The following is a 13,710-nucleotide window of genomic DNA, read 5'->3' as shown; positions in this document are numbered from 1 at the left end:
GCTCTCCCCGCTACTGACCAGTCAGCGCCCCTCGGGCGTCTCTGACCCTGGATTCAACCAGGTCCCCCCGCGCACCCCTTACGGTGCCGGTGGTGCCAGGTGTGTCGGGGAGGGTGACAGAGCGAAGCCCGGGCTGTCCATCGGAGGCAGCCCATTCGCGCCGATCAGCGGTGTCGTGGCGTGGAGAAAGGGCGGCGCCCCCGGTTGCCGTGCCCGCACCGGCGCGCCGGGGAGCAGTACGCCGCCGGGCCGCTCCGCGAAGCGTCCCGCACCGGCCGACGGGCCCGTACCCGCCCGGCGGCGGGTGTTCTCCGTCGTAGCCCCGGTCTGGCCGGGCGAGGACCGCAGCGGTGTGACGTTGTTCCCGGAGCCCTCACCGCCACGGGCGTCGACCGCCGTGACCGCCGGCATCGCACCGCCCAGCGCGATGGCCGCGAACGACACGGCGCTCGCCGCCGCGAAGGCGAACCTCCGGCCGCGCCACGGCGACCGCTCGGGCTCCGGTCGGCCGGCCTCGTGGATACGGAACCCCGTACGCGCCGGGGCCGGCGCCCGGTCGTGCGCCGAGACGTAGCCGAAGCCGCCGGGCCTCACTCCGAACAGGCCGAGTCCTGAGGGGTCCCCGGCCGCGCCGGGATCTCCCGGATGTCCCGGGGCGGCTCCGGGGCGCCCTCCGAAGGGCGTGCCGCCGTCTTCGTCGGCGCCCCCGGGCAACCCCTGGAGGCGTGCGAGCAGCCCCGCTGACGGGGGCGGCGGGGCGGACTCGGCGAAGACGCTCTTCACCCGGCGCTGGGCATCGGCCTCGGACTTGCACCTGGCGCAGGTCGCCAGGTGCGCGAGGACCCGCTCACGGGCGTCGTGACCCAGCTCGCCGTCCACCAGGGCGGCGAGCCGGTCCCCCAGATGATGCTCCGCGGGGGTCGGATGTGTGCCACTCACGCGGCTCCGCCCTCCCCGGCCACGGCGACGAACGTGCGACGCTCGGCCATGACCCCCTCCTCGGCGGTGACCCGCTGCTCCGCCCGCGCCTCCGGCGACCGGTGCTTGAGGGCCTTGCGCAGATGCGACCGCCCGCGGTGGATACGGCTCCGGACCGTGCCGAGCTTCACGCCGAGCGTGGCGGCGATCTCCTCGTACGAGAGCCCCTCGATGTCGCAGAGCACCACGGCCGCGCGGAACTCCGGCGCGAGCGTGTCCAGCGCCTGCTGGACGTCCGCGTCGAAGTGCGTGTCGTGGAAGACCTGCTGCGGGGACGGCTCCCGGCTGGGCAGCCGCTCCGCCGCGTCATCGCCGAGCGCGTCGAAGCGAATGCGCTGCTTGCGGCGGACCATGTCCAGGAACAGGTTCGTGGTGATGCGGTGCAGCCAGCCCTCGAACGTGCCGGGCGTGTACGTCGACAGGGACCGGAAGACCCGGACGAAGACCTCCTGCGTGAGGTCCTCGGCATCGTGCTGGTTCCCGGTCAGGCGGTACGCGAGGCGGTAGACGCGGCCGCTGTGCGTGCTGACGATCTCCTCCCACGTGGGAGGAGCCCACGCCTGCGATTCCGCATCCGATGCGAAGGTCGCCGTCGTGGCTGCGGTGTCGGTGGCGGCGCGGGTGCTGTCAGCGGTGTCGGTCACGGATTTCGGCTCACCCGCCGACCTGAGAAAGCGCCGCAGCCGCAGCACTCCTCTCCGATCCACAGGCGCAGCCGCACCTCCCCTGTCGGCTCTGGTGGTGTCCAGTGGAGCCCCTACCATAGCCACCTCGCCCGTTAGCTCCGGATAAGAATCTTTACGTGAATTTGGGACCGACTTCGGGTCTTGATCCACGTAGTCGCCCTCACCCCTTCCCAACGCGCGGTCCCATCTGCGGGTTCCCGACCGCGAGCGGCTACAGTCACCGTTGCCAACTACGGGAACAGGAGAGGGTCATTACCGCCAACCGGCAGACGAGCTTGGCGTTCGCCGACGCCTTTGTCGCCGAGGACGAAGCACTGCGCTGGGCCCGCGACCGTGCCCGGGAGGCAGGGCTGCCCTCGGTGTCCCCGGGCACCGGCGCCGCGCTGCGGCTGCTCGCTGCCGCGGCGGACGCCAAGGCGGTGGCGGAGATCGGCACCGGGACGGGCGTCTCCGGCATCTACCTGCTGCTGGGCATGCGGCCGGACGGGGTGCTGACCACGGTGGACCCGGAGCCGGAGCGCCAGCAGTTCGCCCGGCAGGCGTTCCGCGCGGCCGGCTTCGCCGGCAACCGGGCGCGGTTCATCCCGGGGCGGGCCCTGGACGTCCTGCCGAGGCTCGCCGACGGCGGCTACGACCTGGTCTTCTGCGACGGCGACCGCACCGAGTACCCCGAGTACCTCGCTGAATCGTTGCGTCTGCTGCGCCCCGGGGGCCTGGTGTGCTTCGAGGGGGTCTTCGCGGACGGCCGTACGGTCGACTCGGGCGCCCAGCCCGCCGAGGTCCTGACCCTGCGCGAGCTGCTCCGTACGGTACGGGAGAGCGGCGAGCTGCTGCCGTCGCTGCTGCCGGTCGGCGACGGGCTGCTCTGCGCCGTACGCCGCGGCTGACCGGCTGCGCCTCCGCCGCCGATCCGGCGGCTGCTCCGGGCCTGGACACGCGATCGCCCCGGCGCGGTGCGGGGCACCGGCCGGGGCGATCGGAAAAACGTGGGGCGTAAGCGTCAGCTCGTGACCTTCTTCAGCTCCTCGCCGAGGGCTACGGCCTCGTCCGGGGTCAGCTCGACGACAAGCCGACCGCCGCCTTCGAGCGGAACGCGCATGACGATGCCGCGCCCCTCCTTGGTCACCTCGAGCGGGCCGTCGCCCGTCCGCGGCTTCATGGCCGCCATGCTCGTTCCCCTTCCTGAAACCAGCTCATCGTCAGCCGATGGCCCCATGGAAGGGCACGAACCGGCGTCGAACACATTGCTTCCAGGTCATTATCCCGCATGGCGACACCCGATGACCAACATCGGGCCGCATCACTTGCACAACGCCCTCACGCAAAACCCCCCAATTCGGCGATCCGCCTGCGATACTTCGCCGTCGCCGCCCCCGCCGGGGTCGGAAATTGTTTGACGCAGGTCACACACCGGACCCCGATGATCTACGTCATGCTGGGCGGAACACGACCGCCGGAGCCGCAAAGGGGACCTGCCATGGCCGACACCGTGCTGTACGAGGTGAGCGACGGGCTCGCGACCGTCACGATCAACCGGCCCGACGCGATGAACGCGATGAACATCGAAGCGAAGGTGGCACTGCGGGACGCGCTGTGGGCGGCGGGCGCGGACTCCGCCGTACGCGCCGTCCTGCTGACCGCCACCGGGCGGGCGTTCTGCGTGGGGCAGGACCTCAAGGAGCATGTGCAGTCGCTGACCGGGGACGACGCCATGCGCACGGTCCGGGAGCACTACAACCCGATCGTGCGGGCGATCACCGGCATGGCCAAGCCGGTCGTGGCCGGGGTGAACGGTGTCGCGGCGGGCGCGGGCTTCGGGTTCGCCCTGGCGGCGGACTACCGGGTCGTCGCGGACACCGCGTCGTTCAACACCGCGTTCGCCGGGGTGGCGCTCACCGCCGACTCGGGCATGTCCTGGACGCTGCCCCGTCTGATCGGGCCGAGCCGCGCGGCGGACCTCCTGCTGTTCCCGCGCTCCCTGTCCGCGCGGGAGGCGTACGACCTGGGCCTGGTCAACAAGCTCGTCCCCGCCGCGGAGCTGGCCGCGGAGGCGACAGCGGTGGCCCGCACCCTGGCCGCCGGGCCGACGGTCGCGTACGCGGCGCTCAAGGAGTCCATGGCGTACGGGGCCGGGCACACACTGGCGGACGCACTGGAGAAGGAGGACGAGCTTCAGTCGCGTGCGGGGGCGTCGGAGGACCATCGGATCGCGGTGGAGGCGTTCCTCGCGAAGGAGAAGCCGCGGTACGTGGGGCGCTAGCGGCCCGGTGGGTGGGTCCGGCGGCTGGGCGCCGGTGGGTGCCCACTACGGACGCCGCCCCGGTCAGCCGCGCGACACGCAGTCCGTCAGATGGTCGTCGACCAGGCCGCATGCCTGCATCAGGGCGTAGGCCGTGGTGGGGCCCACGAAGCGGATGCCCTGCTTCTTCAGGGTCTTCGCCAGGGCGGTCGACTCGGGCGTGACCGCCGGGACGTCCGCGAGGGTGCGCGGGGCCGGGCGGGTCGCCGGGTCGGGGGCGTGGGACCAGATCAGCGCGTCCAGCTCGCCCGGCGCCCAATCGGCCAGCACGCGCGCGTTGGAAAGCGTCGCGTCCACCTTCGCGCGGTTGCGGATGATCGTCTCGTCGGCGAGGAGCCGCTCCCGGTCGACGTCCGTGTACTCGGCGACCGCCGCGATCCTGAAGTCGTCGAACGCCCGCCGGAACCCCTCCCTGCGGCGCAGGATCGTGATCCAGGACAGGCCCGACTGGAACGCCTCCAGCGAGAGCCGTTCGAAGAGCGCGTCGTCGCCGTGGACGGCCCGGCCCCACTCCCCGTCGTGGTACGGCAGGTAGTCCGGCGTCGACACGCCCCAGGGGCAGCGGAGTCCGCCGTCAGGGCCGGGTACGGCTCCCCTGGTCATCGGTCCTGGTCCTCGTCGTGCGGCGCCTGCGGCCGCTTCTCGAACATGTCCTGTCCGCCCACCGCCGTGGCCTGCGCGCCCGCGAGCGCTGACTCCAGCTCCGCGATCCGCGCGTCCCGCTCGGCGAGCTCGGCCGCCAGCCGGTCCAGCACCTCGTCGACGTCCAGCATCCGGTAGCCGCGGGGCGCCATCGGCAGCCGCAGCGCCTCGATGTCGGCGCGGCTGACTGGCCGGGTCTCCGGCAGCGGGTCCACCACGTGCTCCGGCGCCACCTCGGGCAGCACCTCGTTCTCACCGCCGCCGACCACCGCGAGGGTCACCGCGGCCACCACGACGACCATCGCTACAGCCAAGAACCAGAACACAGTGCGCCTCTCCCGGGACCGGAAACATGGAGCGTAGAACGTCCGGTGCCGATCGTGCCATGAGGTCGCTGCGGTTAGGGTCGCAGGGACGTCATGCGAGGAGGACTTACGGGATGCTGCGCCTGGGACGACGCGAATTCGACGCGCGAGAGCCGGTGATCATGGCGATCGTGAACCGGACCCCGGACTCCTTCTACGACCAGGGCGCCACGTTCCGCGACGAGCCCGCGCTCGCCCGGGTCGAGCAGGCCGTGGCCGAGGGCGCGGCGATCATCGACATCGGCGGGGTGAAGGCCGGGCCCGGGGAAGAGGTGACCGCCGAGGAGGAGGCGCGGCGGACGGTCGGGTTCGTCGCCGAGGTGCGGCGGTGCTTCCCCGACGTGGTCATCAGTGTCGACACCTGGCGGCACGAGGTCGGCGAGGCCGTGTGCGAGGCCGGTGCCGATCTGCTGAACGACGCCTGGGGTGGCGTCGACCCGAAGCTGGCGGAGGTCGCCGCGCGGTTCGGCGCGGGTCTGGTGTGCACGCACGCGGGCGGCGCGGAGCCGCGTACCCGGCCGCACCGGGTCACGTACGAGGACGTGATGGCGGACATCCTGCGCGTGACGGTGGGGCTGGCCGAGCGGGCGGTGGCGCTGGGGGTGCCGCGTGAGTCCGTACTGATCGACCCGGGGCATGACTTCGGGAAGAACACGCGGCACTCGCTGGAAGCGACCCGGCGGCTCGGGGAGATGGTGGAGACGGGGTGGCCGGTGCTGGTGTCGCTCTCCAACAAGGACTTCGTGGGCGAGACGCTTGACCGGCCGGTGAAGGAGCGGGTGATCGGGACCCTGGCCACCACCGCTGTGTCGGCCTGGCTGGGGGCGCGGGTGTACCGGGTGCACGAGGTCGCCGAGACGCGGCAGGTGCTGGACATGGTCTCCGCGATCGCGGGGCACCGGGAGCCCGCCGTCGCCCGTCGGGGGCTGGTGTAGGGCGGCGACTGTCCGCCGGTGGTCCCGTCGTGCCCGCCCGTACCTTCCTCGCGGAACGGGTGGCACGACGGGAAGGCGACCGGACACGCCTCAGCGGCCCGCCTCCTTGCTCACCAGCGCGACCGCCTCGTCGACGTCGTCCGTCACGTGGAACAGCATCAGGTCGCGTTCGGCTGCCTTGCCCTGGGCGATGACCGTTTCGCGGAGCCAGCCGACCAGGCCGCTCCAGTACTCGGTGCCGAAGAGGACGATCGGGAAGCGGGTGACCTTGCGGGTCTGGACGAGGGTCAGGGCCTCGAAGAGTTCGTCGAGGGTGCCGAGGCCGCCCGGGAGGACCACGAAGCCCTGGGCGTACTTCACGAACATCGTCTTCCGTACGAAGAAGTAGCGGAAGTTGACGCCGATGTCGACGTGCGGGTTCAGGCCCTGCTCGAAGGGGAGCTCGATGCCCAGGCCGACCGAGACGCCCTTGGCCTCCCTGGCACCCTTGTTCGCCGCCTCCATCGCGCCCGGACCGCCGCCCGTGATGACCGCGAAGCCGGCCTCGACAAGGGCCTTGCCGAGCCGCACGCCCGCCTCGTACTCGGGTGTGCCGGCCGCGGTGCGGGCCGAGCCGAAGACGCTGATCGCACTGGGCAGTTCGGCGAGCGCGCCGAAGCCTTCGACGAACTCCGACTGGATGCGCATGACCCGCCACGGGTCGGTGTGGACCCAGTCGGAGTCGCCGGCCGTGTCCAGGAGCCGCTGATCGGCGGTGCCGGGCTGGACCTGCTCCCTGCGGCGGAGCACCGGCCCCAGCCGCTGCTCCGCCAGTGCACGCAGCCCCTCGGCCTCGGGGTTCCCCATGGTGTGCTCCCTCCGCTGAACATCGTTTGCTGGGGTCAGCGTAGGGCGGAAAATGTGAAGAGTGGCTAAATTACGGTGGTCAGGCAGTGAGCCAGTCGTACAGTCGGCGCTCGCAGTGGGTGATGCGGTCGACCGCCACGTGCTCGTCCCGCTTGTGCGCGAAGATCGGGTCGCCGGGCCCGTAGTTGACGGCGGGCACGCCCAGGGCGCTGAACCGGGACACGTCCGTCCAGCCGAACTTGGGCTGCGCGATGCCGCCGACGGCCTCCATGAAGGCGGCGGCCGCCGGATGCGAGAGGCCCGGGAGGGCTCCGGGCGTGTGGTCGTCCACGACGAACTCGTCCACACCGCAGTCGGCGAAGACCTCCCGTACGTACTCCTCGGCCTCCTCCATGGTGCGGTCGGGGGCGTAGCGGAAGTTGACGACGACGGTGCACTCGTCGGGGATGACGTTGGTGGCGACGCCGCCGGAGATGCCGACGGCGTTGAGGCCCTCGTGGTACTCCAGCCCGTCGATGAGGGGGCGGCGCGGCTCGTACGCGGCGAGGCGGGCCAGGACGGGCGCGGCGGCGTGCACGGCGTTGGAGCCCATCCAGGATCGGGCCGAGTGGGCACGCTCGCCCTTCATCGTGAGGTGGACCCGCAGGGTGCCCTGGCAGCCGCCCTCGACCTGCGCGTCGGAGGGCTCCAGGAGCACCGCGAAGTCGCCCGCCAGCCAGTCGGGGTGTGCGGTGGCCACATGGCCCAGGCCGTTGAGGTGTCCGGCGACTTCCTCGTTGTCGTAGAAGACGAAGGTGAGGTCGCGGTTGGGCTCGGGGACCGTTGCCGCGATGCGGAGCTGGACGGCGACGCCGGACTTCATGTCGGAGGTGCCGCAGCCCCACAGGACACCGTTCTCGTCCAGCCGTGAGGGGACGTTGTCGGCGATCGGGACCGTGTCGATGTGCCCGGCCAGGACGACCCGCTCCGCGCGCCCGAGCTGGGTGCGGGCGACGACGTTGTTGCCGTACCGGTCCACCCTGAGGTGCGGGAGTGGCCGCAAAGCCTGCTCGATCGCGTCGGCGAGGGGCTTCTCGGTGCCGCTGACGGACGGGAAGTCGACCAGCGCGGCGGTCAGCGCGGGGCCGTCCTGGGTGAGGTCGAGAGCGGCGTATGGGGTCGCTTCGGGCATGGAGTCGGGCATGTGCCGAGCCTAACCCGGCCCCTAGTACGGTTGGCCGCGTGTCCGAGTCCGCCGTCTCCTCGTCTCGTTCCCGCCGTGGTGGCCGTCGTGTCCGTGTCGCGGCGTCGGTCGCCGTTCTGCTGGCTGTTGTCGGTTATGTGGTGGTTCGGTTTGAAACGACCGGTGGAGGCGCCCCGCACTGCACGGTGGGCAGCGGCAGCCACACGTACCGGTTCTCGCCCGAGCAGGCGGCGAACGCCGCGACCATCTCCGCGGTGGGCACCACGCGGGGCATGCCGGAGCGGGCGGTGACGATCGCGCTGGCGACCGCCCTGCAGGAGTCCGCGCTGCGCAACATCGACTACGGCGACCGGGATTCGCTCGGACTGTTCCAGCAGCGCCCGTCCCAGGGATGGGGCACGGAGGCGCAGATCATGGACCCGGTGTACTCGGCGGGCGCCTTCTACGACCGGCTCGCGGAGGTGCCGGGGTACTCGCGGCTGCCGCTGACCGTCGCCGCGCAGCGCGTCCAGCGCAGCGGCTTCCCGCAGGCGTACGCGAAGCACGAGCCGGACGCCGCACTACTGGCGGCGGCACTCACGGGACGCGCGGAGGCGTCGCTGAACTGCGCGCCGCTGCGCGGGTCGCGGCCCGGGGACGTCGCCCGGGTGCGGGGTGAGCTGCTGCGGGCGTTCGGCGACGGCGTACTCGGCGCGCGGGGCGATGACATCGACAACGTCGACGACACCGACGGCATCGACGACGGGAAGGGCGGCGGCACCCCCGACGGCCCCGCGCCCGGCGGCAGCCCGGCCGGCGGCAGCCCGGCCGGCGGCACCTCCGGCGGCACCTCCGGCGAGGGCGCCGGAGCCGGTGTCGTCTCCGTTCCCGTGCCCCCGCGGATCGACCCGGCCGGGCCGGAGGGCGCGTCCGACGGCGGTTCACGGCGCGGCTGGGAGCTGGCGCAGTGGGCGGTGGCGCAGGCGGACGCCCTGCGGGTCGCGGAGGTCTCGTACGCAGGCCGGGTGTGGAGCGTACGGGAGGCGGAGAAGGGCTGGCGTACGGCCGACCGCGATGCGGATTCGCGTACGACGGAAGTCGTCATCCGGGTCGCCGAGTAATCGCGCACACCGGCACCGCATAGTAGTCGACCCTGATCACAGAGTAATCACGACGCACTCGTACACCATTCGGTCAGCCATCCGGGAATTCACCTGACCGAGGCGGTTCCCCCCTTCCGACCCCCCTCGTCACCAGGCGCGTCGACCACTGCGGCACCTTTCCGCGTTTTCCAAGGGGGAAGTGCGGAGTGACGGTTCTTCACGGCTCCGGGAAGTCGTTTGTTTGCCCGGATTTGGGGGGAGCGGATCATTCGGCGCATTGCCAACTCTTTACCTGGACCCACCGCAACCTTCCCGGGCCTCCGAGCGGTTGTCACAGCGTCCGATCGTCGGACAGGCATCACAGCCCACACGACCTCTTCCCCGTCGAAGGAGCATCATGACCCTCCCCCTGACCCGCCGGATCGCCAGTGCCGCGCTGCTCACCGCAGCGGGAGCGGCCTCCGTGGTCGGTGCGGCCGGCTCCGCGAGCGCCGTGGACCTTCCTCAGAACACCGACCTGGCGGGCGGCCTCAGCGCCGTCGACACCGGCTCGGTCACCGACACGGCCGACAACACCTCGCAGAGCGCGACCGACCTGGCGGGCGACGCGGGCGGCAAGGCCGTCAACACGGGCGGCAAGGCCGCCAAGAAGACCGTTCCCGCCGCCGGCAAGACCGCGGGCAAGACCGCGGCCAAGACCACCAGGACGGCCACCCCGGCCGCCCAGAAGGCCGCCGGTGAAGCCACGAAGAGCGCCGGCGACGTCGTCGGGGAGGCCGCCGGCGCCACCACCGGCGTCGCGGGCGACACCACCAAGGGCGGCCTGCCGGGCGGCGACCTCGGCGGCGGCCTCCTCGGCGGCATGCCGGTCAGCAGCCCGCTCGGCTGACGTCCTCAGCACCGCCGAAGGGCCCGGGGACCGCGCGCCATGCGACTCCCGGGCCCTTCCGTGTGCCCGTTCCGGCCGCGGGTCAGCCGAGGCGCTTGACCGCCGCCGCCACCCGCTCGTCCGTCGCCGTGAAGGCGACCCGTACGAACCGCTCCCCCGCCGGACCGTAGAAGTCGCCCGGTGCGGCGAGAATGCCGAGGCCCGCCAGGTACCCGACGGTGTCCCAGCACGGCTCGTCGCGGGTGGCCCACAGGTAGAGGCTGGCCTCGCTGTGCTCGATACGGAAACCGTGCGCCACCAGGGCCGCGCGCAGCGCCGACCGCCGCGCCGCGTACCGCTCGCGCTGCTCGCGCACATGGGTGTCGTCGCCCAGCGCCGCGACCGTGGCTGCCTGCACCGGCGCGGGCGTCATCATGCCGCCGTGCTTGCGGATCCGCAGCAGCTCGCCCAGCACCGCCGCGTCGCCCGCGACGAACGCCGCCCGGTAGCCGGCCAGGTTGGAGCGCTTGGAGAGCGAGTGGACGGCGACGATGCCCTCGTACGTACCGCCGCAGACGTCCGGGTGCAGTACGGAGACGGGGTCGGCCTCCCAGCCCAGCTCCAGATAGCACTCGTCGCTGAACACCAGCACGCCGTGCTCGCGCGCCCACGCGACGATCCGGGTCAGCTCGTCCTTCGCGAGGACCTTGCCGGTCGGGTTGGACGGGGAGTTCAGCCACAGCAGCTTCAGCCCGGCCGGGTCCAGCCCCGTGCCCGTGCCCGCGGCCGCGAATGTCTCGGTGTCGTAGACCACCGGCGTGGCCTGCGCGAGGCGGGCTCCGACCTCGTACGTCGGATAGGCGAGGCGCGGGTGGGCGACCTTGTCGCCCGGGCCCAGGCCCAGCTGAGTGGGGAGCCAGGCCACCAGTTCCTTGGAGCCGACGACCGGCAGGACGTTCTCGTGCGCGATGCCGCGGGCGCCGAGCCGCCGCTCGCACCAGCCGGTGATCGCGTCACGCAGCGCGGCCGTACCCCAGACCGTCGGATAGCCGGGCGAGTCGGCCGCGTCGACCAGTGCCCGCCGGATCAGCTCGGGAACCGGGTCCACCGGGGTGCCGACCGACAGGTCGACGATGCCGTCGGGATGCTCGGCGGCCGTCTTCTTGTACGGCTCCAGCTTGTCCCACGGAAAGACGGGGAGGCGGGAGGAGACTGCGGACACGGTGCTCACTTTCTCGTGTGTGCGGCGGGCACAAACGCCGCGGCCCCGTACAGCTTCAAGACCGTACGGGACCGACGACGATGGATAAGCGATCAGCCGTTCTGCGGCGGCAGGGCGGCGATGAAGGGGTGGTCCCGCTCGATCAGACCGAGCTTCGAAGCACCACCGGGCGAGCCGAGCTCGTCGAAGAACTCGACGTTCGCCTTGTAGTAGTCCTTCCACTCCTCCGGAGTGTCGTCCTCGTAGAAGATCGCCTCGACCGGGCAGACCGGCTCACAGGCCCCGCAGTCGACGCATTCGTCCGGGTGGATGTACAAGGACCGCTGGCCCTCGTAGATGCAGTCGACGGGGCACTCCTCGATGCACGCCTTGTCCTTCACGTCGACACAAGGCTGCGCGATGACGTAGGTCACGCTGTCGTTCCTCCTTGGTAGGGCTGTGCTCTGCGCGGGAGCGCGGCGTCGTCGATGCCCGCACCTAGTATCTCCGTTCTTGGAGACGAACCGAACAGGAGGGGCGGCCAGAGCTGTGGAGTTCACTGCGGGCGGACGCCTGGAAGTCCAGATCACACCCTCTGACGTGGGAAAACGCGTATCTGTCCGCCGGTTGGGCGACCCTGGTGACGGCCCGGAGACGTTCACCGACACGGTCGGTGTTCTCACATCGTGGAACAAGGGTGTGCTGCTGATCACACGACGGACCGGCGAGACCGTCCGAATCCCGGAAGCGTCGCTGGTCGCGGGCAAGGTGATCCCCGCAGCCCCGGCCCGCAGGCGCGGCCCCGCCGCCGGCTACGAGGAGCTGGCGCGGGTCCAGGCCCGGGCCTGGCAGCCGGAGGAGAGCGAACGACTCGGAGAGTGGACGCTGCGCGCCGCGCACGGATTCACCCGCCGGGCCAACTCGGCGCTCGCCCTGGGCGATCCCGGCCTCCCGCTCGACGAGGCACTCGCCCGTGTCCGCGCCTGGTACGAGGATCGCGGCCTGCCCGCGTACATCCAGGCCGCGACCGGGGCCGAGGGCACCCAGGAGCGGCTGTGCGCCGCCCTGGAGGAGCGCGGCTGGCGGCGCGAGGTGTCGGCGGAGGTGAGGATCGCCGGTCTGGCGCCGGTCGCCGACCTGGACGCGGACACCGCGCGCGTGACCCTCTCCCGGACGCCGGACACGGCCTGGCTGCGCCGCTACCAGCGGGTGGGCGAGCCCGGTCCGCATGTGGTGCGCGTACTGTCCGGCGGCCCCTCGGTGTGGTTCGCGTCGACAGCGGGCGAGGGCGAGGTGCCGGTGGCGATCGGGCGGTGTGTGGTGGACGGCCGCTGGGGCGGGTTCACGGCCGTCGAGGTCGACCCGGCGTACCGGCGGCAGGGCCTCGCCGCGGCCGTGACGGCGGCGCTGGCGGCCCGCGCGCTGGAGGAGGGCGCGTCGGCGGCCTGGCTCCAGGTGGAGACGGACAACGACGCGGCCCGCGCCCTGTACGAGTCGATGGGCTTCGCGGTCCATCACCGCTACCACCACTTCCGGGCCTCCTGAACGGGTACGTGAGCCGTATGCACGACCATCCTGAGCACGACCGCCCCGAGCCGGGCGATCCGCGGAAGCGGTTCGCGGAGGAGGCCCGCGAGGAGCGGCCCGACCTGGCGATGCTGTGCCTGCTGATCGGTGCCGAGGCGGAGCCCGGGCTGGGGCAGGCCGGGCTGGACGCCGCCGAGATCGAACTGGACCGGCTCGCCGGGCTGCTGCCGTACGGCCCGAAGGACCCGCGCTCCTGGGCGGCGGCGCTGGCCGCGCTGCTCGGCGGCCGGTACGACTTCCACGGCACGTCCGCGGACTACCGGCGCCTGGAGTCGTCGCTCCTCCACCAGGTGCTGCGGCGCCGCCGTGGCCTGCCGATCCTGCTGTCCGTGGTGTGGATGGAGGTCGCGCGGCGGGCCGGGGCGCATGTGTACGGGGTCGCGCTGCCCGGCCACTTCGTGGTCGGCTTCGGGGACCCGGACGAGCAGGCGCTGGCGGACCCGTTCACCGGGGGGCGGCTGCTGACGGGCGAGGACGCGGAGCTGCTGGTGGCGGGGGCGACCGGGGAGCGGCTGCGCCCGTCGATGCTGGTGCCGGCGGACCCGCTGGACATGGTGCTGCGCATCCTGAACAACATCCGGGCGTGGGCGGCGGTCCGCCCCGAGCGCTCCGACGTGGCCCTGTGGGCCGTGGAACTGTCACTGCTGCTGCCCTCGCATCCGGCGCGGCTACGGTACGAGCGCGGGCAGTTGCTGGTGCAGCGGGGCGATTTCCTGGCGGGGGCGGCGGAGCTGGACGCCTACGCGGAGGTGGTGGACGCGGTGGAGCCGGCCGCCGCGTCCACGCTCCGTGAGAGGGCGCGGGCGGCGCGGGCGCGGCTCAACTGATCCGAGTCATGTGCGGGGTCGCATGGGTGCGATCGACCGCAGGGTGGGCGGGACTCTCTCGATCCCGCGCGAGGGCGGGGGGTCGGCGGCCACGGCCGGTGGGGTCTGCGGCCGCGACCGGAAGCGCGCTGAGGGCCGCCGGGAGCAGTGCTCCGCGTCGGTGCATGGGGTCCGCCTCCCACTCGGCCGGTGTGTGACTTTGAGTGATCTT

Annotated in this window: 16 protein-coding genes; 7 read left to right on the top strand and 9 right to left on the bottom strand. The window is 72.3% G+C overall.

Annotation, left to right across the window (positions count from 1 at the left end):
- Positions 1–78 precede the first annotated feature (78 nt).
- Together FVS66_RS29300 and sigE are read right to left on the bottom strand one after the other, a co-directional pair.
- Positions 79–939, bottom strand: a complete 861-nt coding sequence (locus FVS66_RS29300) for a zf-HC2 domain-containing protein (RefSeq protein ID WP_149184261.1) — start codon at positions 937–939, stop codon at positions 79–81.
- A complete protein-coding gene (gene sigE / locus FVS66_RS29295) occupies positions 936–1,742 on the bottom strand; it encodes an RNA polymerase sigma factor SigE (RefSeq protein WP_262387283.1) in 807 nt (268 codons plus the stop codon). Before sigE ends, FVS66_RS29300 begins: the two co-directional genes overlap by 4 nt.
- 107 nt (positions 1,743–1,849) lie before the next feature.
- Here sigE and FVS66_RS29290 point away from each other — a divergent pair, with 107 nt between their 5' ends.
- Positions 1,850–2,551, top strand: a complete 702-nt coding sequence (locus tag FVS66_RS29290) for an O-methyltransferase (protein WP_149184381.1) — start codon at positions 1,850–1,852, stop codon at positions 2,549–2,551.
- Positions 2,552–2,664: 113 nt separating this feature from the next.
- Here FVS66_RS29290 and FVS66_RS29285 read toward each other — a convergent pair whose 3' ends face one another.
- Positions 2,665–2,832, bottom strand: coding sequence for a DUF3117 domain-containing protein (locus FVS66_RS29285; RefSeq protein WP_010474836.1), 168 nt, complete (start codon positions 2,830–2,832; stop codon positions 2,665–2,667).
- A 309-nt stretch (positions 2,833–3,141) separates the two neighbouring features.
- Between FVS66_RS29285 and FVS66_RS29280 the strand changes: the two genes are divergently transcribed.
- The gene (locus FVS66_RS29280; protein ID WP_149184260.1) at positions 3,142–3,924 is read left to right on the top strand and encodes an enoyl-CoA hydratase/isomerase family protein; all 783 of its coding nucleotides are present in this window, start codon (positions 3,142–3,144) and stop codon (positions 3,922–3,924) included.
- A gap of 63 nt (positions 3,925–3,987) precedes the next feature.
- Here FVS66_RS29280 and FVS66_RS29275 read toward each other — a convergent pair whose 3' ends face one another.
- A complete protein-coding gene (locus FVS66_RS29275; RefSeq protein ID WP_149184259.1) occupies positions 3,988–4,566 on the bottom strand; it encodes a DNA-3-methyladenine glycosylase I in 579 nt (192 codons plus the stop codon).
- Positions 4,563–4,919 (bottom strand): DivIVA domain-containing protein, encoded by a 357-nt coding sequence (locus FVS66_RS29270; RefSeq protein ID WP_399226540.1) that lies wholly within the window; start codon positions 4,917–4,919, stop codon positions 4,563–4,565. Before FVS66_RS29270 ends, FVS66_RS29275 begins: the two co-directional genes overlap by 4 nt.
- A gap of 125 nt (positions 4,920–5,044) precedes the next feature.
- Between FVS66_RS29270 and folP the strand changes: the two genes are divergently transcribed.
- The gene (folP, locus tag FVS66_RS29265; RefSeq protein WP_149184257.1) at positions 5,045–5,905 is read left to right on the top strand and encodes a dihydropteroate synthase; all 861 of its coding nucleotides are present in this window, start codon (positions 5,045–5,047) and stop codon (positions 5,903–5,905) included.
- A gap of 90 nt (positions 5,906–5,995) precedes the next feature.
- On the opposite strand, the gene FVS66_RS29260 is transcribed toward folP, so the two are convergent.
- Entirely contained in the window at positions 5,996–6,751 is a 756-nt protein-coding gene (locus FVS66_RS29260; RefSeq protein WP_149184256.1) for a TIGR00730 family Rossman fold protein, read from the bottom strand.
- A 79-nt stretch (positions 6,752–6,830) separates the two neighbouring features.
- The gene (dapE, locus tag FVS66_RS29255) at positions 6,831–7,934 is read right to left on the bottom strand and encodes a succinyl-diaminopimelate desuccinylase (protein WP_399226537.1); all 1,104 of its coding nucleotides are present in this window, start codon (positions 7,932–7,934) and stop codon (positions 6,831–6,833) included.
- A 38-nt stretch (positions 7,935–7,972) separates the two neighbouring features.
- Here dapE and FVS66_RS29250 point away from each other — a divergent pair, with 38 nt between their 5' ends.
- Both FVS66_RS29250 and FVS66_RS29245 read left to right on the top strand, forming a co-directional pair.
- Positions 7,973–9,034: a hypothetical protein gene (locus tag FVS66_RS29250; protein ID WP_149184255.1), complete on the top strand. Its 1,062-nt coding sequence runs from the start codon at positions 7,973–7,975 to the stop codon at positions 9,032–9,034.
- A 379-nt stretch (positions 9,035–9,413) separates the two neighbouring features.
- Entirely contained in the window at positions 9,414–9,905 is a 492-nt protein-coding gene (locus tag FVS66_RS29245) for an ATP-binding protein (protein ID WP_149184254.1), read from the top strand.
- Between the two features lie 82 nt (positions 9,906–9,987).
- On the opposite strand, the gene dapC is transcribed toward FVS66_RS29245, so the two are convergent.
- Together dapC and fdxA are read right to left on the bottom strand one after the other, a co-directional pair.
- Positions 9,988–11,106 (bottom strand): succinyldiaminopimelate transaminase, encoded by a 1,119-nt coding sequence (gene dapC, locus FVS66_RS29240; protein ID WP_149184253.1) that lies wholly within the window; start codon positions 11,104–11,106, stop codon positions 9,988–9,990.
- Positions 11,107–11,198: 92 nt separating this feature from the next.
- Positions 11,199–11,519 (bottom strand): ferredoxin, encoded by a 321-nt coding sequence (gene fdxA / locus FVS66_RS29235; RefSeq protein ID WP_010474859.1) that lies wholly within the window; start codon positions 11,517–11,519, stop codon positions 11,199–11,201.
- A gap of 115 nt (positions 11,520–11,634) precedes the next feature.
- On the opposite strand from fdxA, the gene FVS66_RS29230 reads away from it, so the two are divergent.
- Positions 11,635–12,630, top strand: a complete 996-nt coding sequence (locus FVS66_RS29230; RefSeq protein ID WP_149184252.1) for an N-acetyltransferase — start codon at positions 11,635–11,637, stop codon at positions 12,628–12,630.
- Positions 12,631–12,647: 17 nt separating this feature from the next.
- Positions 12,648–13,499 (top strand): transglutaminase-like domain-containing protein, encoded by an 852-nt coding sequence (locus FVS66_RS29225; RefSeq protein ID WP_149184251.1) that lies wholly within the window; start codon positions 12,648–12,650, stop codon positions 13,497–13,499.
- Positions 13,500–13,710: the final 211 nt, after the last annotated feature.

It is taken from the genome of Streptomyces sp. TRM49041 (assembly GCF_008271805.1).
In the GTDB taxonomy this organism is placed as follows: domain Bacteria; phylum Actinomycetota; class Actinomycetes; order Streptomycetales; family Streptomycetaceae; genus Streptomyces.
This window is presented reverse-complemented; position numbering and strand designations above follow the sequence as displayed.